This window comes from Pontibacter arcticus, from assembly GCF_003284895.1.
In the GTDB taxonomy this organism is placed as follows: domain Bacteria; phylum Bacteroidota; class Bacteroidia; order Cytophagales; family Hymenobacteraceae; genus Pontibacter; species Pontibacter arcticus.
Genome location: NZ_QMDV01000003.1, coordinates 591404 through 612652, shown reverse-complemented (window position 1 = coordinate 612652; position 21249 = coordinate 591404). Strand labels below are relative to the sequence as shown.

Here is a 21249-nt window from a genome sequence, read left to right as displayed (position 1 = left end):
AAAGTTATTAGTTTGCTACGAAATATCTTCGCCGGTCAGGAGCCAGTGGATGGCAGGCTCCACGGAAATAAAATTCTGAACAACCCAGGGAATACTATCTATTTTGTAGCTTCTTGTAATAATGGAGTCCATTACCTGTTGTTGTATCAGATCGAAAGATTGAATGGAAGCTATTCTTCTGATGGCGCTGTTTATTAATCTCCTGGTGGTATTTTCTGCAATCCAGACCTGGTCCGACATATTGGGAGGCTGTAACCTGGAATAATCTGTAAGAATGAGTTCTACCTTCTTTTCAAGTAAGAAATCGCAGGTATGGAGCATTTCCTTTCTTAAGATATCGCTCGGAATAGCGCCGATCCACTTGCCCCAAAGCAGTTTGTTGTTCTCGCAATACGTCATCGACATGAATTTGGTATCATATACAACAGACAATTCAAGCAGTTCTGCCATCGGATTAAGTTTTAGCTAACTGATATTATACCTAACTCACAAACAATTGGTTATACCTATTTAAGGCATGTATTTATACTTAACAGATTGAGCAAAAGTATACTTTCCGGTTATGGTTCTATGTGATGTTTGCAGTGACCGTAAAGCGAAACAGCCTGTACAGGATTTTGAATGATGGCCCTAGCAAACATCGTTTCGCGCGCTACGTATTTCAAGTTAAAAAAAAGATGGCACATAACGTAGAACACGACACTAAATATCAGCAGTTTACAATTAAACTGGATAACGAAGAAGCTGAACTGGCCTATGCCACTCCATCGCCGGACCAGATCGACTTTACGCATACTTTTGTGCCGCAGTCGGCACGCGGGCAAGGCCTGGTTGGCGTATTAATGGAAGCAGGCATGCGTTACGCATCCGACAACAACCTGAAGGTAAAGGCAACCTGCCCTGCCGCAGCCAATTACCTGAGTAAAAACCCACAGCATAACCACCTGTTGCTTTAAGTTATACTTATCGCGTACGCAGGCTGGTCTGTTTTTAGTTTTTACACGTAAACGTGTAAGATTTTAAGCTTTATACTTTCTCAAAACCCGCTATAACCGGGCAACCGCTATGAACAAAATGACTGTTTACCCAGGCAGCCCCTACCCTTTAGGCGCTACATACGATGGCAAAGGTGTTAACTTTGCCCTGCACGCCGAAAATGCAACCGATGTGGAGCTATGTTTTTTTTCTTCTGAAGAGGAAAATAACGCTTCGGTTAGTGTAAAATTAACAGAGCGCACGCACCAGGTATGGCACGCCTATGTCCCTGATATGAAACCCGGCCAACTGTATGGCTACCGGGTACACGGGCCTTACGAACCGGAAAACGGGCACCGCTTTAACCCCAACAAACTTTTACTCGACCCTTATGCCAAAGCCATATCCGGCACTATAGATTGGCACGACTCGCTTTTTGGATACGAAGTAGGCCACGAAGACGAAGATTCGAGTTTCAGCGAAACCGACAGCGCACCTTATATTCCGAAATCCGTCGTAATCGATCCGAGCTTTGATTGGCAGCAGGATACGTCGCCTAAAATTCCTTACCATAAAAGTATAATTTACGAGACGCACGTAAAAGGCTTCACCAAACAACACCCGGATATACCCGAGGAAATCAGGGGAACCTATGCTGCACTTGGCCATCCGGTTACGATCAATTATTTAAAAGAACTGGGTATTACAGCCATCGAGCTGATGCCGGTGCACCATTTTATCACAGACCGCTACCTCGTTGAAAAAGGCTTGACCAATTACTGGGGCTATAATTCAATTGGCTTTTTTGCGCCGGATGTGCGGTATTCGAGTAGCGGTACCATGGGCGGGCAGGTAACCGAGTTCAAGGAAATGGTGAAGGCGCTACACAAAGCAGGCATCGAAGTGATACTGGATGTAGTGTATAACCACACCGGCGAAGGCAACCACATGGGCCCGACGCTGTCTTTTAAAGGGATAGACAATGCCTCTTATTATAGACTGACGGAAGACGACAAGCGCTTCTACATGGATTATACCGGCACCGGCAATACCCTGAACACGACCATGCCCAATGTGCTCCGGTTGATCATGGATAGTTTGCGCTATTGGATCCTGGAGATGCACGTGGATGGTTTCCGTTTTGATCTGGCTTCTACACTTGCCCGCGAGCTGCATGGCGTGGATAAACTGGGATCGTTCTTCGATATTATTAACCAGGACCCTGTTATATCGCAGGTAAAATTAATTGCTGAACCCTGGGATATTGGCGAAGGCGGCTACCAGGTGGGCAACTTCCCGGCAGGCTGGACCGAGTGGAACGGCAAGTACCGGGATTGTATCCGGGATTACTGGCGCGGCGCCGATAGTATGCTGGCTGAGTTTGCCGAGCGCTTCACCGGAAGCTCAGATCTGTATAAAGACGACTACAGAAGGCCGACCGCAAGTATAAACTTTATCACTGCGCACGACGGTTTCACACTAAACGACCTGGTATCGTACAACGAGAAGCATAATATTGAAAACGGCGAAGATAACAACGACGGCGAAAGCCATAACCGCTCTTGGAACTGTGGCGTGGAAGGCCCTACCGATGATGAGGAAATAAACAAGCTGCGCCAGCAACAGAAGCGTAATTTACTAACTACCTTATTTTTATCGCAGGGCGTGCCGATGCTGGTAGCCGGAGACGAGATCAGCAGAACGCAGAAAGGGAACAACAACGCCTACTGCCAGGACAACGAAATTTCGTGGTTAAACTGGGAGGAAGCTGATAAGGAACTGCTGGAGTTTACCCGTAAGCTGATAAAACTGCGCAAAGACCATCCGGTGTTCTGCCGTCACCGCTGGTTTCAGGGGTTGCCGATAAAAGGCGTTGGCCTGGAAGATATTGCCTGGTTTTTGCCGGAAGGCACTGAAATGACCGATGAACACTGGGACCACGATTATGCCAAATCGCTGGCTGTTTACCTGAACGGGCGCGGCCTGCGTACTAAAACGGCAACCGGCGAACCTATCATGGACGACAGCTTTTATGTGATCTTTAACGCCTACCACGAGCCATTAGAGTATAAACTGCCGCCTAAAAAGTATGGCACCAACTGGACCAAGATCTTGGATACAAGCGAGAACCGCATTGAAGAAGAGAGCATTCCGTATACCGAAACCATTAACGTAAGCGGTCGCTCCATTGTCGTGCTGCACCATCCGTTACAGAGCTAGAGGTTTATACTTTCAAATTAAAAAGGCCGCCTACTTTAACTAAGTAAGCGGCCTTTTTTATACTTTGATTTTGACGCTGTTTATACTTTCAAATGACTTGTTAAGCTGCTTTTCTGCATGTTAGCACCAATTTGCACATAATGGTTGAAGTATAATTTCCTGTCAACTGCAGCGCAAAGTATAAAAAATGTGCAGCTCCCAGTTTTTGAGTAATAATTGCAGCCCGTCCTTTACAAACAGTCCGAAAATTTATCCACAAAAGCAGCAATTTATACACAACATCTACCTGTATATTACCTGATTTTGTATACTTGCAACAGTATTACACAAATTAAGCTGGTAACGTGATGAAAGCAACTGCACACCGGGGAGAAATTATAAAAGAAGCCATCAAAGCAAGTGGCGTAGCAATTGGCATTGTAGCCGAAAAAGTGGGAGTTAGCCGTAAAACGCTCTATAATAAATTTAAAGAATCCAGTATACCGTACAGTTTTATACTTCGGCTAGGCGAAGTCATTCACCACGATTTCTCACAGGAATTCCCGCATCTGAGTAAAAGTGTAAAAAAAGAACCGCCGTTGCCACAGGCACAAGTCATCAACAACCTGCAGCTGCCTTTCGACAGCGAACCGGACGAAGCGCCAAAACCGCAACTATCCTCTCCGGCAGAACACGAAAGCGAACTTGTGCTATTGCAACGCAAGTACATTGCCCTGCTCGAAAAGTTTAACGAACTCCTCCTGAAAACCAGTTAAGTATACTTTGCAAAGTATAAACCCAGCTTAGGTTTGATGTTGCTTGCTGCTTAATTGTTGCCTGGTGGATTTACGCGGTTAATTATTTCCTGGTCCTGCTGCTGGCCGGCCCGGAAGGTAGCAATTGCTTTGCCCGCTGCGTAAAAAGTGAGTACATCGCCTGCTGTTGTATACGAGGTGGCACGCTCCAATACACTCAGGAATTTGCTTTCGAGTTGGTTGTTAGGGCATGCCATCCGGGTAGAGCCAATGTTAGTCAGTTTTACAGTTGAATCTGTCAGCGCATACTTCCCGAAAAAGCGGTTGCAGCCGGTAAAACCATTAATATCGTTCTCGTTTGCTTCAAATCTGATGTAAGCCGTTCGGGTATCGGTTGGCCCCTGCAAATCTTCACCTTCCACCGAGAGCAGTAACCAGTAAGAATCTACAAGGGTGGAGTTGGTTGTGCTGAGCGTTTTGTTTTGAAGTGTGCATCCCGAACCGAGCAGCAGCAACATAAACAGAAAGTATAGTCTTGATATTTTCATTAGTGTGTTTTGTGTGTCTTTATACTTGAACGGATAAAAAAAGAATCTATTTATTCTCTGTAATTGAAAAGCCTGTAACAAACGCTACAGGCTTTTCTTATTTATACAGAAAGTATACTTATCCTCTCAGGTCGCTTTGGCCAAACCCGCTTATCGGAGAATCAGCTGAGTAATCCGGGCCGGAACGGCGGCTGGAAGTACGGTTCTGGTTCTGATTGCGGCTGCTGTTGCTATTGCGTATTTCAGCATTACCATAACGGATATCATCGTTATCAAATCCGCCTTCAAAATACTGGTTGCCCTTATCGCGGCGGTTACTACCGTAGTCGTTATCCGATCTGCTGTAATTAAAATCATCGCGGCCCTGATACATATCTATGTTACCGGGGTTATAGCTGCGCTGCTCATCACGTGCAAACTCGTTGTAGCGTCGGCCTTCGCCATCCATCTGGTAGCTGTTGTCCTGGCGGCTATACCGGTTGTCAGACTGGTTCCCCGAATTGTTGCCTGACTGGTAATTGCCACTGTAATGCTGGCCGGTGGTGCCATAGCCTCTTTCTTCGTTGTAGTCGTAACCAGAGTTGCCCGAACGGCCGGATTGTGTATTGCGCTGCCCCTGCATGTAAGCATTTGGGTCGCCATAGCGGTAATGTTCGTGCTGGCGATTGCTGTTGCCCTGGTAGTAGCCCGAGCCGGCATTGTAATTATCGCTGTTACGGTTGCTGTAAGACTGGCCTTGTTCGGTGCCACGGTAGCTACTGGCGCCGTACCCGCCTACCGGGCCCGGTGCGCTCTGGCTGTAATTATCTCCTTTGGTATGCCGCACGTTGTGGTTTGCTTCGTGGGCATCAGACATGCCGTAGTAGTTGCCGCCAGATCTGTAGCGTCCACTTGCGTTGTTCATTTCCTCGTTTTGGTTACTGTTACGGTTTCGTCTGTTGTATTGGTCGTTGTTATACTGCTCGTTTCTTTCCATAGGTGTAGTTTTTATATGCTGATTGTAAACTATCTCTATAAACGGGTAAAAGGCCATAACGTTAGGCAAACTGTGCCACTCCAGCTTTAGAATACGGCTGTTGGTGCTGTTTTTTTATTGCTGAAGCCAGGAAAGCAGCATCTCGCGAAACACCTCCCAGCAAACCCGAACTTCGGCTATGCAACCAGGGTAAACCCAGAAAGTATAAGCCCGGCACTTTGGTAATGCCACGCTGGTGCACAGGCGTGCCCATCATATCCACTACCGGCAATTTTATCCAGCTAAAATCAGATTTAAAGCCAGTTGCCCAGATGATAGCTGCCACATCTGTTAACGCCTCTTTTTCGCATACCAGGCCACCCGAAACTACCTGCAAAGCCGCACCCACCTGTTTAATATTCGGCTGCGAAAAAAGTCTTTTCAGGTTAGTGCTCATAATGGCTTCCGGCCTTCTGTAAACCGCACTTCCTACCCAGCTATACTTGCCGGCATGCATCAGGCCGCTCGCAAAAAGCAACTGCATCGAAAATGGGGTATTGGCCTGGCTTTTCAGTTTTCCCCGGAAAGAGAAGTATACTTCGCGGCCAGCCTGCACCAGCTCCTCTGCCACTTGCACACCGGAATTGCCTCCTCCCACCACAGCCACTTTTCCGGGTTGTAATTGCGCCGGGGTCTGGTACTGGCTTGTGTGTAGTTGTTGTACGGCGGGGTTTATGCGGTCTGCAAAAGCTGGTATTTTAGGCTGATGAAAAGCGCCCGTGCACACTACTACCTGCCGGGCGTAAAACAGGTTAGCCGTTGTTCGTACAGTAAAAATATCCGGCTGGCCTGCTTCATTGTATACTTCTTCGGCACGCTGCTGCAGCAAAACAGGTAAGTTAAAATGGCGGGCATATTCCTGCAGGTAGTCGGCTACTTCGTTCTTCCCCGGAAAGCGATCTTTTGTGCCCGGAAAAGGCAGACCGGCCAGGCCATTGTAGCGCGATGGCGTAAAGAGCCGCAACGATTCATATCGCTTGCGCCAGCTCTCTCCCAGGGCGTTACCTGCATCTAAAATCACAAAGTTTAAGTTTGCTTTCTGTAAGTGGTAGCCCATGGCCAGACCTGCCTGGCCACCCCCAATCACGAGCACATCATATACTTCAGTTTCCATGGTTACAGTGTTAAATTTAAAGGTAAAGTTAACCTAAATCAGCTTCCCGATAAACCCAGAGCAGCGCTTCCATTATATCTTTTAAACTCTGAAATCTGGTGGCGAGTTACCGTTGATCTTATACTTTTTGTAAGGATTACCTGCATTTGGTCGAGGGTTTTGAGCAGTTAAAAAGCAAGGTCTGAACTTGGTCGAGTTACTTCGGGTGTCTGTCTATATTGTTAGCACAGCAAATCCGGATTTTATACTTTAGTAACAAGTTTTGCAATGTTGCTACTATCAAATGTAAATATCCAACAGGGTAATTATGATAGTGTGGAAGCAAAAATGAAGAATTTATAAGTTGTGTTAGTGTTTGGTGAATCCCCTGTGCCTGCAAAGGTGTGGGGGATTTTTTTATTCATACTTCTGTTGAGCGGGTTAAAGTATGCAAGCTGTTAACATTTCTGCTTCCTTCCCCTCAATGAATTGAAGTATCCTTTTATACTTAGAAGCTAACTGGCTTTCTTGCTTATAGTAACAAAACCCACCGTTGTTGGTGTTTTCATCAGCAACTATACATGAACCTTTTAGTGCTTGCTGGTGAAAACACGCAGCAAGGGCATCCAAAACAATTTCACTTTAGAAGCTTATACAGCTTCTTGCTGCAGTAACTTTCTTTGGGTTTATACTTTGATTCACTGCACAAAACACAAAAAAAAGAGCTGCCCGGTTAGAGCAGCTCTTTTAGAATATAAGAAAGTATATAACCTAGTTCACAACACCTTTTGTGTCGATCTTATACTTGTTATCGAACTTGTCGTACAGGAATTTCTGCTTGTTGTTCAGGTCGATTTTGCGGCCCTGGATAAAAGCGGACGTAACGTTATTGGTACGCATATCCAGCAGGTCACCTGCCGACACTACGAGTGTAGCATCTTTGCCTACTTCCACAGAACCAGCCTGCTTTTCGATGCCCAGAATTTTAGCGGCGTTCAACGAAACCGAAGCCAGTGCCTGTTCTTTATCCAAACCATAAGCAGCAGCTGTACCGGCAATAAACGGCAGGTTACGGATACCGTGGATACTCAGGTCATAATCCAGTGCAAACGGCACGCCCGCTTTGTGCAATAAATAAGGCGTTTTGTATGGCATGTCCACATCGTCTTCGGAGCGGCCCGGCAACGCGTGCACACCAGAGTAGATTACAGACAGGTTATTCGCTTTCAGGAAATCCACCACGGCCATGGCATCACGGGCACCTACAATTACGATATCCTTTATACCGTAAGGCTTCACAAAATTAACAGCTTCGATGATCTCTTTGCCATAATTTGCGTGAATGTAGAGCTTTTTGGTGCCATCAAACAGACCAGCCATCGCCGCCAGTTTCAGGTTTTCGGAGTCGTGTTTGCCACTTTTGTACACAGCGCCATCGCGCAGTAGTTTTGCCAGCTGGTTCAGGGTCTCTTCACGAGCTTCAGCACGGCCTCTTAACCTTGGGTCTGGTGTAGCATTGCCGGTTTCGATAAGCATCGCTGGCCAGTTCAGGTGCAGGCCTTCGTCGGCTTTCACAATCGCATCTTCCCAGTTCCAGGCGTCCAGCTGTACGATAGACGATGAACCGGAAACTGTACCACCGATCGGGGTAAGCTGCGTCATCAGAACACCGTTTGCCCGTATCGTCGGGATGATATCTGAATCCGTATTGTATGCTACCACAGAACGCACGTTCGGGTTAAAATCACCTACTTCGCGCCAGTCGATAGTAGCTCGTACGCTTTCAATTTCGTTCAGGCCGAGGCTGGAGTTAGTATGGATCAGACCCGGGTAAATGTGCTGTCCTGTTACATCCACTACTTCGTAGCCGTTCAGGTTAGCGCCACTTTGCGGGCCGGCATAGGTTATTTTTCCGTTATCGAAGCCGACAGCGGCATTTTCTACCACCGTGCCATTGCCCACGTGCAACGTAGCACCTTTCAGCAACACCGGTTTGCTTTGCTTGGCAGCCGGAGCCGGTACCTGCGCCCAGGCAGGTACGCTCAGAAGCAAGGCGGCAAAAGCGGCAATATATCTTTTTGTTATTTTCATGATTTTGAATCAGTTTATACTTGAGATTGCTGTTTATTCTGTGAACTGTGTTCAACAACAAGCAATCATCAACCAACAATTATTTAGTAAGCCAGGTAGGCATCTTCTTCAGAGTGCTCTACTTCCTCGCAATGCTCTACTGTGGTTCTTCTGGTAACTGGCGTCTGCGTTCTGGCACCACCAGCTTTGGAAGTCAGCATCTTCTGGATCAAACGCACGCGCTCTTTTTCCATGTCCTGGCGCAGTTGCTCGTCGCGCTCCAGGTCGTAGTAAGCAATGCCATCCACAAACGTTTTTTCAGGCTTGGCATAAATCGAAAGCGGGTGGTTGTTCCAAAGTACCACGTCGGCATCTTTACCCGGCTTCAGGCTTCCCATGCGGTTATCGAGGTGCAGTAATTTGGCTGGGTTCAGGGTTACCATTTTCAGGGCTTCCTCTTCGCTCATACCGGCATACTTCACGCTTTTGGCAGCTTCCTGGTTCAGGCGGCGGGCCATTTCCGCATCATCCGAGTTAATGGCGGTTACCACGCCTTGTTCGTGCATGATGCTGGCGTTCTGCGGAATCGCGTCTTTCACTTCCATTTTGTAAGCCCACCAGTCTCCGAAGGTTGAGCCGCCGGCACCGTGTTCTTTCATTTTGTCCGCTACTTTGTATCCTTCCAGGATGTGCGTGAACGTGTTCACTTTAAAGCCCATCTGGTCAGCTACTTTCATCATCATGTTGATCTCTGACTGTACATAAGAGTGGCAAGTGATAAAGCGTTTTCCGTTCAGGATCTCAGCGAGTGCTTCCAGCTCCAGGTCGCGGCGCGGGGCTGCTGTTTTGCCTTGCTGGCGCTTCGATAATTTGTTGTAGCTTTTCCAGGCTTTGTCGTACTCTTTCGCTCTTGTAAAGGCATCTACATACACCTGCTCCACACCCATTCTGGATTGCGGATAGCGGATGCTGTGCAAATTGCTACGGTTAGAGTGTTTTACGTTTTCGCCTAAGGCAAATTTGATGTACTGGTCAGCGCCTTCTACTAACAACTCCTGCGGGTTTTTGCCCCAGCGCAATTTAATAATAGCCGACTGGCCACCCACCGGGTTAGCAGAACCGTGTAATAATTGTGAAGTAGTTACACCACCGGCAAGCTGGCGGTAAATATTAATGTCTTCGTGGTTCACCACATCCTGCATGCGCACTTCTGACGTTACAGCCTGGGTGCCTTCATTTACACCATCAAGGGCAATATGCGAGTGTTCATCAATAATACCTGGCGTTACGTGCTTGCCTGTTCCGTCAATTACACGTGCCCCGGACTCCGACAGGTTTTTACCAACTTTAGCAATTTTACCGTTCTTTAAAAGTACATCGGCATTCTCCAGTTTACCGTCCTTCTCGTTTGTCCAGACGGTGGCGTTTTTGATGAGGATGGCTTCCTGCTTTGGCATGGCCGCCTGGCCGTACGCAGCAAAAGGATAGATCATTTCGCCCAGCGCAATTTTGTCGGCAACTTTAGCAGAGTCTTTTTTGGCTTTGTCGGTCATGGCTTCTGATAAAGCCGCTGACCATTTAACGGTTGTGGCATCCGGCAACTGGCCTTCGCCCTGCATTTTCTGGGCATCGTACCAACCGCTCAGGCGTATACTTTGCTTGTTCTTTTTATCCTGCGCAAACGATAGCGTTACCAGGTTGCCTTTAAAGCTGATATTTCCTTTCACGGTATCCTGGGCAATTACTTTCAGCTCCGGTTTTTCGGCGGTTCCGGCAATCATCAGTTTACGGTCCGGCTGCTGCCCGATTTTCAAGGTATAAACACCGCGGTAATCAGCAGGCACATCGGTTACTTTGTAGCGCTCGCCCTGCACCCAGTTTTCCAGAATCAGGTTGTTATCGGCAAACAGGTTACCAGACGTGATGATGAAGTTGGCCAGCATGCCTTCGTTCAGGCTGCCTACCATGTTATCGGCCTGCAGTAATTTAGCGGGCGTTGCAGTCAGGGCTTTTAAGGCTTCTTCCTGCGGCAAGCCATACTTTATCGCTTTGCGGATGTTAGGTAAAAAGTCTTTTTTATCTTTCAGATCGGCTGAAGAAAAGGCAAATGTAACACCGGCGTTGTGCAGCATAGCAGCGTTGGCAGGGGCCATTTCCCAGTGCTTCATCTCCGCCAACGATACACGGCGCGCATCATACGGATCTTCTACATTGTAGGCATCCGGATAATTAACCGTTACTATAAGCGGGGCTTTTGTCTCTTTTATTTCCTTGATCATCTGGTACTCGTCGCCGGCACCTTTAATGATATACTGCTTACCAAACTCGTCGCCTACTTTATCGGCACGCATTACATTCAGCTTTTCAGTTACTTCAAATATCTGCGGAAATTTATTGGCTTCAGTGAAGGCTTTGAGGGAGATATTCTGCTCGCGGGCAGCGTTTTTCTCGTTCCATTGCGCATCCAGGTACGTCTGGCGCAACAAGGCAACAGCACCCATCAGCGAGTTCGGGTAATCCTGCTTGGATGACCCTCTGTCGAATGATAATGCGGCGGCGGCACGGTCTTTCAGCACCACTTCGTTTTCGCGTTTACCGGCCAGCGTTACCAACGATGCCGTACCACGTGCAATGCCATCGCGGTGCACAGCCAGTACCGTTCCGAAACCAAGTTTGCGCAACTCTTCGGCTTCTTTTTTATCTACCTTGAAAAGCTCTACTGCATTGGTTTCTGGGCGGATGGCCTGGTTCCAGTTAAAGGCACCTTGCTTGGCAGTTTCCGGTTGCGGGGCAGAGCCGTAACCTACGCGCTCGGCTTTAACTTCGGGTAAGCCGTAGCTGGTGTACATATCCACGAGGCCCGGGTAAATGTGTTTGCCTTTGGCATCTACTACCACAGCGCCAGCCGGAATTTTTACGCTTTTGCCTACAGCTTCCACTTTGCCGTTGCGGATCAGCAGGGTGGCATTGGTTACTGTGGTTTTATAATCGGTGTGGATGGTGGCGTTTGTGAAAGCGACCAGGCCGGAGCGTTCGTCGTACACGCCGTTGCGCGGAAAAGTCTCCTGCGCCATTACATTGCCTGCACCAAGTGCCAGACAGGCTGCAATGGTTAAGATTTTCTTCATTCGTTCGGGATTAAGATTAGTTTAGGGATTGTTTCGTTTCGGTTGGAGTTGAAATTTCCTGTTTGGTTTAGTCAGTAAATCAAATATAATCAACCTGGCTAATATTCGCTAGAGGTTGGACTTTAATATTGCTGAAAATCAGGATAAATAAGGGGTTATACTTTGCGCGTAGCTTATGTCTTTTTAACTTTTAAAGTATAAGTTGTATGGTTGGCTTTTTCGCTCCAAGTCCGCTGGGACTCGTTCTCGGGCATCGCGCTGTGTTCATTCCCTGCCGGGGGTAGGGGCCCTCTAAAAAACGGCTGCTGCGCACCGGAAACTCACAAGGCGCTCAACCCAAGAACTGGGATAAGTTTTTTATTTGATCAGCCGATTTATACTTTACAGAAAGTATAAATTATACTTCAACTAAGAGCAGATAGCTTTGGCTAAACCAACTCCCCTCCTTTTTTCAAGGAGGGGTGCCGCAGGCGGGGTGGTAAGTTCAGCAAGTAAAAATAAGACCTGGCCGGCGAGTTGAAAAATTAACGATGCTGGCAGCAACCCCGAACCATTAACTCCTGCAAATCCAATCATCAAATTAAAAACCTTTTCCATACTTTTGGCGGATGCCAGTTTCATTTCTAAATCTTCCGCCGGTTTTTCAGAAAATCATTTTCATACTTCTGATCGCAGGTATACTTTTCATACCTTTTATTGGTTCGGCCATGGCGTTGCTGGCGGGTTTGGTGGTAGGCCTGGCGCTGGGCAACCCATTTACCAAACAAACCGGTAAAGCAGCCAGCCTGAGCTTAAAAGTTTCGGTGGTGGGGCTTGGGTTTGGCATTAACCTGTACCAAGCCGCAGAAACCGGGCTCAGCGGACTGGCTTATACTTCGATTTCACTGGTGGGCACGCTGGTAGTTGGTTTTATACTTGGCAGGTTGCTCGGTATCGGGCCAAAACTTACACATCTTATTTCGGCGGGCACGGCTATTTGTGGCGGCAGCGCCATTGCAGCTGTGGCGCCGGCCATTAAAGCCGAACCGCAGGAAATTTCGGTTTCGCTGGCCATTGTTTTTATTCTGAATGCGGTAGCACTTTTCGTTTTCCCGGTGGTGGGGCAGGCACTGGATTTGTCGCAGGAGCAGTTTGGTATCTGGGCGGCCATCGCCATACACGATACCAGTTCGGTGGTAGGTGCGGCGGCGCGTTACGGCGATGAAGCTTTGCAACTGGCAACCACCCTCAAACTTACGCGCGCGCTCTGGATTGTGCCGATGGTTATTGTATCTGGTTTCCTGTTTAAAAATGATGCGGCCCGGGCTAAGCTCCCGGCGTTTATACTTTTGTTTATACTGGCGTCGGTGCTGGTTACGTTTCTGCCTGTGGCGCAGCAAATGGCACCTTTTATACTTGTGCTGGCTAAAAAAGGACTGCTGTTAAGTTTGTTTCTGATTGGGGCAAGTATAAATGCTGCCAGCATCAAAAGTATAAACAGTACCTCCTTCTGGCTTGGATTTATACTTTGGATTATCGTTTCCTTGGCTTCGCTTGGGGCTGTTTTATACTTCGGATAAGCTATACGTATACTTTATAGTTTAAAGCTATCATAGTATAAAAATTATCAATTTGAACTATAAAACGCTTTGCTGTACTTTTGATTCATCTTAAAACAGAAATCAAAACGAAAAGCCATGAGCGAGCAAAATAACATCCAGAAACTGACTACTGCCTCCGGCAAACCATACTACGAACACGAAAACAGCCTCACCGCCGGACCGCGCGGCCCGATTCTTTTAGAAGATTTTATACTGCACGAAAAGCTCGCTCATTTTAACCGCGAACGCATACCAGAGCGCGTGGTGCATGCCAAAGGAACAGGCGCTTACGGTAAATTCACGGTAACACATGATATTACCAAGTATACCAAAGCCAAGGTTTTTAGTGAGATCGGGAAGCAGACGGATGTATTTCTGCGTTTCTCTACGGTAGGCGGCGAAAAAGGCAGCGCCGACAGCGAACGCGACCCACGTGGCTTTGCCCTTAAATTTTATACCGAGGATGGCAACTGGGATATTGTAGGAAACAACACGCCGGTTTTCTTTATCAAAGACCCAAAGAAATTCCCGGACTTTATTCATACCCAGAAACGCGACCCGCGCACCAACACCAAAAGCGCCACGATGATGTGGGATTTCTGGTCGCTGAACCCGGAAAGCCTGCACCAGGTCATGATTTTGATGAGCGACCGTGGTACGCCGGTTTCTTACCGCCACATGCACGGTTTTGGCAGCCACACGTTTGCGTTCATCAACAAAGACAACGAGCGGCATTTCGTAAAATTCCACTTTAAAACGCAGCAGGGCATTAAAAACTTCAGCGATGCGGAAGCCGGCCAGATGAAAGGCGTTGATGCAGACCAGGCACAGCGCGACTTAGTGGAAGCGATTGACCGCGGTGATTTCCCGAAATGGACGCTGAAAGTACAGATCATGACGGAAGCCGAAGCTGCTACTTATAAATGGAATCCGTTTGATGTAACTAAAGTATGGTCGCAGAAAGATTTCCCGCTGATCGAAGTAGGCGAACTGGAGCTGAACCACATTCCGGATAATTACTTTGCACACGTAGAGCAGGCTGCTTTTGCACCGGCACACTTAGTGGATGGCATCGGTTTTTCGCCGGATAAAATGTTGCAGGGCCGCATATTGGGTTATACCGATGCGCAACGCTACAGACTGGGCGCCAACTACGAGCAGATTCCGGTTAACCGTTGCCCTTTTGCAGTGAACAATTACCAACGCGATGGCGCCATGCGTATGGACGGAAATGGTGGCAGCAACCCGAACTACTTCCCGAACAGTTTCGATAATATCCGGGCAGATGAAGCTTACAAAGAGCCGGCTCAGAACTTAGGCAATGTGGTAGCTGATTGGTACGACAGAAATGCACCCGGCGAAGACGACCACTACACGCAGCCCGGCGACCTGTACCGTTTGATGACTACTGACGAAAAAGCTGCAACTGTATCAAATATTATCGGGGCGATGAGCGGTATTGCCGGTCCGAAACGCGACGAAATTATCAACCGCCAGTTATGCCACTTCTTCCGTGCAGATATTGGGTTAGGAATGGCAATTGCGCAAGGTCTGGGCGTAAATATTAGCGCACATGCCGGCAGCATGCAACCGGCAGCCACTATGTAAACTTCTGAAGCACGTTTCGCTTCTTTTTATATATACCTGTAGTACCTAGTAAACCAAGATGGAACGCCGGCTTAGTCCGGCGTTTTGTTTTTACAGGGTTATACATTTAACTGATTACTTTATACTTCTCCGGAACTCCCTGCTCCTAATTATTGTACTGTTGCTATCACATGAATAAGTCTTCATGTTTATGCAAAATTGATTAAAAAGGCAAGATGGGTACATTACACGTTCGGGTAGAACAGAAGAAATTGGAGCGGGCAGCGTATGTTTTAAAGTGTGTGGCCCACCCGGTACGCATCAGCATTATCGATTTACTGGAACAGCAGCAGCGCCTTACCGTTACCGAAATGCAGCACGTGCTGGCCATCGAGCAATCGTTGTTATCGCACCACCTTACCAACATGCGCGACAAAGGCATTGTAGATACCCAACGCGTCGGCAAAAACATCCATTATTACCTTACCGATACCACCATCACCAATATCATTAATTGCATAAATGGTTGCAATCGGTTTTAAGGTAGCTTATACTTGCATCTGAAGTATAAATTTCACTTCTGATTTCGTTATACTTACAAGACCATGAAAAACATATTTTTTACGTTACTGGCCAGCTTTTTTATACTTAGCTGCACGGCTCAGGATAAGCAACCTGCAACAGTTAAAACACTTACGCCCACTGCTTTTAAACAAAAAGAACTGAACCGGAAAGCCATGCTGGTAGATGTGCGCACGCCGGAAGAGTTTTCGGAGGGGCACCTGGATGGCGCTGTTAATTCTGATTTCAGGAGCGGTGCATTTGCCAAAGAAATCCAGACCTGGAACAAAGACAAAACCTATTACCTGTATTGCGCCAGCGGCAACAGAAGCGGCAAAGCAGCCGAACTTATGAAAGAAGCCGGATTTAAGCACATCTATAACATCGGCGCTTACCAGGAACTGAAAGAAGCCGGTATTCCGCACGAAAAAGCAACAAAGCAGTAGTACCTGCTTTACCATACATTTATACTTTCTAAAGCGGCTGGGAGCCTGATTTTCCGGTCGCTTTATTTTTTTAGTAAAACCTGATGGCAGCACTTGCAATGTGCGCCGGCCCTGCCGTAACTTAGTGCGGAACAGGAGAAAAGGAATCGGGACATGCGCATACTTCATACTTCGGACTGGCACCTGGGCCAGCGCCTTGTTAACCTCGAACGCACCGAGGAACACCAACACTTTTTAAACTGGCTTTTAGACACCATCCAACACGAAAAAGTGGATGTGCTGCTGATGGCCGGCGATGTGTTTGACAACGGCGCGCCATCCAATACCGCGCTTAAATTATACTATGATTTCCTTCGTAAAGTATGCGCTACCTGCTGCCGCCACATCATTATTACAGGCGGTAACCACGATTCTGTTTCCACTTTAAATGCACCCAAAGAACTGCTTGATTGCTTTAACATAAAAGTAGTTGGTGGCGCCACACCTGATATTCTGGATGAACTTTTAGAACTGCGCAGTAAAGAGGGTGAACTGGAACTGGTGGTGTGCGCCGTGCCTTTCCTCCGCGACCGCGACGTGCGGTTATCTATACCCGGCGAAAGTGCGGAAGAGCGCGAGAACCGTATAAAACAAGGCATTGCAGACCATTATGCAGCCTTTGTGCCGCACATCCAAAAGTATAAACAAGCGCAGATCCCGGTGGTGGCGATGGGGCATTTGTTTGCAGCCGGCGGCACTGCCTCCGATTGGGAAAAAGAAATACACGTGGGCAATTTAGGCCAGATCGGGGCGGCGCAGTTTCCGGAGGAGTTTGATTATGTAGCGCTTGGCCACTTGCACCGTCCGCAGAAAGTAAACAATACCCACCACATCCGGTATTCCGGTTCGCCTATTCCGCTTAGCTTTAGCGAAGTAACCGACACAAAAGTGGTGTTTATACTTGATTTCGAGCAAAACGAACTGACTGATCTGCGTGAACTGGAAATACCGTGTTGCAGAAAATTAGTTCGTTTCAAAGGCGACCTGGACAAAGTAAAACTACAGCTTGCCGGCTATGATAACAGCGCCTACACGTTGCCTGCCTGGGCCGAACTGCAACTAGAATTGGATGCGCCCCTCCCCGACCTCAACCGACAGCTTGAAGAACTGCTGGCTCTGAAACCTGAACTGCAATTGCTTATTCATCGTCCGCCCATTATCAAAGCAGCCCGCGAAGCCCTGGAACAGCACGTGCAACCCGAGGCTGACCTCCATACTTTGCTTGAGAAAGATGTGTTCCTGAAACGCTGCCAAAGCACATTCCCGGACAGCGACCACAGTGAACTGGAGGCTACGTTTGCAGAGCTGATGGAGCTGATGGGGCAGGAAAAAGAAAGTTAGAAAGTATAAAAGTTGAAGCACAAAGTATAAAGATGAAAATCCTCGCCGTACGTTTCCAGAACCTGAACTCGCTGAAGGGCCAGCATGAAATCCGTTTCGACCAGAGTCCGCTGGCCGATGCCGGTTTATTTGCGATCACGGGTCCGACCGGAGCCGGTAAAACCACCATTCTGGATGCGATAACGGTAGGATTATACGGCATGGCCCATCGCCATAACAACGAAAAACCACTGGAACTGATGACACGCCATACTTCGGAGAGTACTTCGGAAGTGGAGTTTGAAGCCAATGGCAAACGCTACCGCAGCAAGTGGCAGATACGGCGCAGCCGCGGCAAAGCCGAAGGCAAAATGCAGGCTGTACACATGGAACTCTGCGACCTGGAAGATGACAAACCCTTCGACCTGAAACCAAGCCAGGTACCCGATAAAGTAGCCGAGATCTGCGGGTTGGATTACAGCCAGTTTTTGCGTTCGGTGATGTTGTCGCAGGGCGATTTTGCACGTTTCCTGAAGGCAAATGCCAATGAGCGCAGCAGCCTGCTGGAAAAAATTACCGACACCGGTATCTACTCAGATATATCCCGGTTTGCGTACGAAAAAGCCCGTGCCGAACGCCAGAAACGCGATGACCTGGCGCGTCTGCTTCAGGATTGCAAGTTGCTGCCGGAAGAAGACCGCCTGGCCTACGAGCAAAGTATAACCGACCTTACCCAGCAGGAAAGTATACTTCAGCAGGAAATAACAGCTTTGCAGGAACAGATGCAATGGCTGCAACAGGTAGCTCAACTGCAGGATAAAGCCCGGCAGCACACCGCAGCTTTGCAGGAACAGGAACAAAAACTGGAACAGTTAAAACCTGATTTCCAGAAGCTGCAGCAACACGAGCGTGCCAACCAATATGTGCCCGAACTCACGGAAATAAAGCACGCGCATGGCAGACTTTCTGATGTAGAAAACCAGCTAGGTTTGTTAACGAACCAGATACCGGTACTGGAAACGGAACTGGAGCAAGCCGGACTGATAGCGATAGAAGCCGGAAAAGCACATCAGCAACAGGAAGAAGCTGTACAAAACCTGGAACCGTTGCTTGATAAAGTCATTAAACTCGATCATCAGAAACAATCTGTTCAGGAAACTTACCAAAAAGAGAGAACGGCTTACGTAGCGTTTGAGGCAAATATAAAGCAGGACGAAAAACTTCTGGAAAGCAAACAGACTGAACTGGAAGCATTAAAACTGGAGGCTACCACACTTAAAAACTGGCTTGCCGACAACCAGCGTCTACAGGATTTAAAAGAGAATTTACCTGAGTTCCGCCAGATGGTACGCGACCTTCAGGAAGTAGAAGGGCAGATATTACGTACACAACAGGAAATTAAGGAACTCGACACACAAAGTCAGGAAGATAAAAATGCGCTGCAGCAACTGGCTCAAAACCAGGAACAACAACACCTGCAGCAAGCACTACTTACCAGCCAGAAACAAGAAAAGGTAACGCAATTACAAACCATACTTTCAACAAGAACGATTAACGAATTGCAGCAACAGGCACAGGAACAACCTCTGGCCGTAGCCCGGACCGAGCGCGCCCTTGATCTGACAAAGCAGCACGCCGTGTTACAACAGAAACAGGAAACCCTGCAGCAGCAACTTGTAACGTATGATCTGGAAAAAGCCCAGCTTACGGATCAGCTTGAAATAAATAATCAAACGTTAAATGCAGCTTCAGAAAGATTAATTGATCTGCAGAAACTGGTGACCTTGCAGCAGCGCATTCAGGAATTTGAACAGGCACGCCATACGCTGAAGCCTTCGGAACCATGCCCGCTTTGCGGCTCTGAGCACCACCCCTATGCTGATGAGAATTATACTTTGACACTTTCGGAGGATGAACAGAAACGCGATGCACAGCAGCAACTTGTCTTAACCTTGCAACAGGAATTTCAGGCGCTGCAACTCCAACTGAACACGCTAACCCAGAAGCACCAGTTGGCTACCGAAACGCTTTCTGAAACACAGGCCAGCAGCACGGTTTTACTGGATAACTTTACCCAGATCAGCTTACCGGAAAGTATAACAATAGCTGATGTGGCGATGCTTGCAGCTATGTTGCAGCAACAAAATGACGTGCACGGGCAATTAATGCAGGCACTCGAACAGGCGCGTGCAGGCAGCAAAGAAATTGAAAGTATAAACCAACAGTTACAGGAGTTACGCGAATTGCAAATACAGGCGCAGGCAAAGTATAACCAATTGCAACAGTCCGAAAAGTATACAGCTACGCAACTCCAAAAGCTGGCTGCAAAATTAGGCGACGACCAGGAACAGCAACGCAATCATTCGGAAATGGCTGCATCTTTTGTGGCGAACTACGGGCTGCTTTATACTGCTGAGAAGCGTATGCAACTGCCACTGCAACTGGAGCAACTGGCACTTGCTTACACCCAGAAACAGCAAGCGCTTGATGAAATGCGCGAAAAATACATCACCTTAAACCAGGAAGTTAAAAACCTGGATATAAACCTCAAAGAAAAGAAACAAGCCCTACAGGCACAGCAGGAAAGTATAAAATCAGCACATGCCCAACTGCTTGCATTAAAAGAAGAGCGCAGCACTTTGTTCGGGGAGAAAGACCCGCAACAGGAGCGCCAGGCAGCACAACACGTACTCCGGCTTCTGGCAACACAGGCCGAAGAAGCGCGTGCTAACCAGTTGCGCAAACAGCAACAATTACAAGCCTGTAAGCAGCGCCACCAGGAATGCAGCACAGCGCAACAGCAAAACAAATCGGTGCTGGATAACCTGACCGAAGGCCTGTTGCTTGTTCTGAACCAACAGGGCATCGAAACCATAGAGGCGCTCAGTATGATGCTGCTGGAACGCGACGAAGCCGACCGCCTGGCAAACCAGAAAGCCCATACCGAGAAGAATTTAACGGAATTGCGCAAAAGCCTTTCGGATGTACAGCAGGAACTGAAAATAACCCAGGCCAAAAACCTGACCAACGCTGGAAGCGATGAACTTCAGAAATTATACTTAAGCCAACAAGAGCAGCAACACGAACTGATCGGGCAACGGGCACGCTATAAACAGTTACTGGAACAAGACACAGCGCAACGCGAAAAAAACAAGGAACTGGCCGGGCAACTGCAAAATCAGCAACTTACCTGCAACCGCTGGAGCCAGTTATCAGACCTGATCGGTTCGGCAGATGGTAACAAATTCAGTCGGTTTGCGCAAGGGCTTACATTGGCGAGATTGGTAGAGCTGGCAAACAAACACCTGGCTAAACTAAACGATCGTTACCGCATCTTAAAATCGCCTACCGAAGACCTGGAACTTACCATGGTAGATACATACCAGGCTGAAACGATCCGGCCGATGAATACCCTCTCAGGTGGCGAAAGCTTTCTGGTAAGCCTGGCACTGGCACTGGGCCTCTCTGACCTGGCCGGTCGCCGTACGCAGATCAATTCGCTGTTTATTGATGAAGGCTTTGGTACACTGGATGCTGAAACACTGGATGCTGCCATCTCCACTTTGGAAAATCTGCAGGCCGGCGGCAAGATGATCGGGATTATTTCGCACGTTGAAGCGCTGAAGGAACGTATAAGCACACAAATAAAAGTGCAAAAAATTCATGGAGGAATCAGTAAAGTGACGGTAGTTACAGCTTAAGCGCCCCTTACCAGAACCATAAATTTTAAATTGCCTTAATTTTATACTAAACTTCAGATAATCCAGCCTGTATCACCTAAAAACATACAAAAAAACCTATATATACCATCTTCATTATTTATACCCGGCAGCTTCCCGACCTTCTTTAATAAAACTTTTACTATTCTGAGATTAGAAAAAAGCAATTTCTTTAAAATTTACTGTTATAACATTAAAAAGAAGCTTCAATTAT

General features: G+C 47.7%; 16 protein-coding genes. 9 read left to right on the top strand and 7 right to left on the bottom strand.

From position 1 onward, the window contains the following. Positions 1-15 precede the first annotated feature (15 nt). Positions 16-450, bottom strand: a complete 435-nt coding sequence (locus tag DP923_RS12150; protein WP_112306118.1) for a hypothetical protein — start codon at positions 448-450, stop codon at positions 16-18. Positions 451-677: 227 nt separating this feature from the next. Here DP923_RS12150 and DP923_RS12145 point away from each other — a divergent pair, with 227 nt between their 5' ends. The 3 genes from DP923_RS12145 to DP923_RS12135 all read left to right on the top strand — a co-directional run bounded on the left by DP923_RS12145 (position 678) and on the right by DP923_RS12135 (position 3950). Further along, on the top strand, positions 678-956 hold the full coding sequence (locus DP923_RS12145; RefSeq protein WP_112306260.1) for a GNAT family N-acetyltransferase: 279 nt from the start codon (positions 678-680) through the stop codon (positions 954-956). Positions 957-1065: 109 nt separating this feature from the next. Further along, the gene (gene glgX, locus DP923_RS12140) at positions 1066-3195 is read left to right on the top strand and encodes a glycogen debranching protein GlgX (protein WP_112306117.1); all 2130 of its coding nucleotides are present in this window, start codon (positions 1066-1068) and stop codon (positions 3193-3195) included. A 347-nt stretch (positions 3196-3542) separates the two neighbouring features. Then, positions 3543-3950, top strand: coding sequence for a hypothetical protein (locus DP923_RS12135; protein ID WP_112306116.1), 408 nt, complete (start codon positions 3543-3545; stop codon positions 3948-3950). A gap of 50 nt (positions 3951-4000) precedes the next feature. Here DP923_RS12135 and DP923_RS12130 read toward each other — a convergent pair whose 3' ends face one another. The 6 genes from DP923_RS12130 to DP923_RS12100 all read right to left on the bottom strand — a co-directional run bounded on the left by DP923_RS12130 (position 4001) and on the right by DP923_RS12100 (position 12380). Beyond that, the gene (locus DP923_RS12130) at positions 4001-4477 is read right to left on the bottom strand and encodes an META domain-containing protein (protein WP_112306115.1); all 477 of its coding nucleotides are present in this window, start codon (positions 4475-4477) and stop codon (positions 4001-4003) included. A gap of 118 nt (positions 4478-4595) precedes the next feature. Continuing rightward, complete coding sequence (locus DP923_RS12125) at positions 4596-5453, bottom strand: hypothetical protein (RefSeq protein ID WP_125047719.1); 858 nt, start codon at positions 5451-5453, stop codon at positions 4596-4598. A gap of 61 nt (positions 5454-5514) precedes the next feature. Continuing rightward, complete coding sequence (locus DP923_RS12120; RefSeq protein ID WP_112306113.1) at positions 5515-6606, bottom strand: flavin-containing monooxygenase; 1092 nt, start codon at positions 6604-6606, stop codon at positions 5515-5517. 750 nt (positions 6607-7356) lie between these two features. Further along, positions 7357-8676 (bottom strand): amidohydrolase family protein, encoded by a 1320-nt coding sequence (locus tag DP923_RS12110; RefSeq protein ID WP_112306111.1) that lies wholly within the window; start codon positions 8674-8676, stop codon positions 7357-7359. Between the two features lie 83 nt (positions 8677-8759). Further along, on the bottom strand, positions 8760-11783 hold the full coding sequence (locus DP923_RS12105) for an amidohydrolase family protein (protein ID WP_112306110.1): 3024 nt from the start codon (positions 11781-11783) through the stop codon (positions 8760-8762). Between the two features lie 408 nt (positions 11784-12191). Beyond that, positions 12192-12380: a hypothetical protein gene (locus DP923_RS12100; protein WP_125047717.1), complete on the bottom strand. Its 189-nt coding sequence runs from the start codon at positions 12378-12380 to the stop codon at positions 12192-12194. An 11-nt stretch (positions 12381-12391) separates the two neighbouring features. On the opposite strand from DP923_RS12100, the gene DP923_RS12095 reads away from it, so the two are divergent. The 6 genes from DP923_RS12095 to DP923_RS12070 all read left to right on the top strand — a co-directional run bounded on the left by DP923_RS12095 (position 12392) and on the right by DP923_RS12070 (position 21017). After that, entirely contained in the window at positions 12392-13342 is a 951-nt protein-coding gene (locus DP923_RS12095; RefSeq protein ID WP_112306108.1) for a YeiH family protein, read from the top strand. 117 nt (positions 13343-13459) lie between these two features. Next, positions 13460-14971, top strand: coding sequence for a catalase (locus DP923_RS12090; RefSeq protein ID WP_112306107.1), 1512 nt, complete (start codon positions 13460-13462; stop codon positions 14969-14971). Positions 14972-15186: 215 nt separating this feature from the next. Continuing rightward, on the top strand, positions 15187-15492 hold the full coding sequence (locus DP923_RS12085; RefSeq protein ID WP_112306106.1) for an ArsR/SmtB family transcription factor: 306 nt from the start codon (positions 15187-15189) through the stop codon (positions 15490-15492). Between the two features lie 63 nt (positions 15493-15555). Next, the gene (locus DP923_RS12080) at positions 15556-15957 is read left to right on the top strand and encodes a rhodanese-like domain-containing protein (protein WP_112306105.1); all 402 of its coding nucleotides are present in this window, start codon (positions 15556-15558) and stop codon (positions 15955-15957) included. Positions 15958-16110: 153 nt separating this feature from the next. Beyond that, a complete protein-coding gene (locus DP923_RS12075) occupies positions 16111-17337 on the top strand; it encodes an exonuclease SbcCD subunit D C-terminal domain-containing protein (protein WP_112306104.1) in 1227 nt (408 codons plus the stop codon). Between the two features lie 32 nt (positions 17338-17369). Beyond that, positions 17370-21017 carry an AAA family ATPase gene (locus tag DP923_RS12070; RefSeq protein WP_112306103.1) on the top strand — a complete coding sequence of 1216 codons (3648 nt, stop codon included), beginning with the start codon at positions 17370-17372 and terminating at the stop codon, positions 21015-21017. Positions 21018-21249 lie beyond the last annotated feature (232 nt).

What these genes read in the sequence shown, in the direction of transcription:
- DP923_RS12130 (WP_112306115.1), bottom strand. Translation starts at nt 4,477, where the DNA reads ATGAAAATATCAAGACTATACTTTCTGTTTATGTTGCTGCTGCTCGGT.
- DP923_RS12145 (WP_112306260.1), top strand. Translation starts at nt 678, where the DNA reads ATGGCACATAACGTAGAACACGACACTAAATATCAGCAGTTTACAATT.
- DP923_RS12135 (WP_112306116.1), top strand. Translation starts at nt 3,543, where the DNA reads ATGAAAGCAACTGCACACCGGGGAGAAATTATAAAAGAAGCCATCAAA.
- DP923_RS12120 (WP_112306113.1), bottom strand. Translation starts at nt 6,606, where the DNA reads ATGGAAACTGAAGTATATGATGTGCTCGTGATTGGGGGTGGCCAGGCA.
- DP923_RS12075 (WP_112306104.1), top strand. Translation starts at nt 16,111, where the DNA reads ATGCGCATACTTCATACTTCGGACTGGCACCTGGGCCAGCGCCTTGTT.
- DP923_RS12125 (WP_125047719.1), bottom strand. Translation starts at nt 5,453, where the DNA reads ATGGAAAGAAACGAGCAGTATAACAACGACCAATACAACAGACGAAAC.
- DP923_RS12095 (WP_112306108.1), top strand. Translation starts at nt 12,392, where the DNA reads ATGCCAGTTTCATTTCTAAATCTTCCGCCGGTTTTTCAGAAAATCATT.
- DP923_RS12100 (WP_125047717.1), bottom strand. Translation starts at nt 12,380, where the DNA reads ATGGAAAAGGTTTTTAATTTGATGATTGGATTTGCAGGAGTTAATGGT.
- DP923_RS12080 (WP_112306105.1), top strand. Translation starts at nt 15,556, where the DNA reads ATGAAAAACATATTTTTTACGTTACTGGCCAGCTTTTTTATACTTAGC.
- DP923_RS12105 (WP_112306110.1), bottom strand. Translation starts at nt 11,783, where the DNA reads ATGAAGAAAATCTTAACCATTGCAGCCTGTCTGGCACTTGGTGCAGGC.
- DP923_RS12085 (WP_112306106.1), top strand. Translation starts at nt 15,187, where the DNA reads ATGGGTACATTACACGTTCGGGTAGAACAGAAGAAATTGGAGCGGGCA.
- glgX (WP_112306117.1), top strand. Translation starts at nt 1,066, where the DNA reads ATGAACAAAATGACTGTTTACCCAGGCAGCCCCTACCCTTTAGGCGCT.
- DP923_RS12090 (WP_112306107.1), top strand. Translation starts at nt 13,460, where the DNA reads ATGAGCGAGCAAAATAACATCCAGAAACTGACTACTGCCTCCGGCAAA.
- DP923_RS12150 (WP_112306118.1), bottom strand. Translation starts at nt 450, where the DNA reads ATGGCAGAACTGCTTGAATTGTCTGTTGTATATGATACCAAATTCATG.
- DP923_RS12110 (WP_112306111.1), bottom strand. Translation starts at nt 8,676, where the DNA reads ATGAAAATAACAAAAAGATATATTGCCGCTTTTGCCGCCTTGCTTCTG.
- DP923_RS12070 (WP_112306103.1), top strand. Translation starts at nt 17,370, where the DNA reads ATGAAAATCCTCGCCGTACGTTTCCAGAACCTGAACTCGCTGAAGGGC.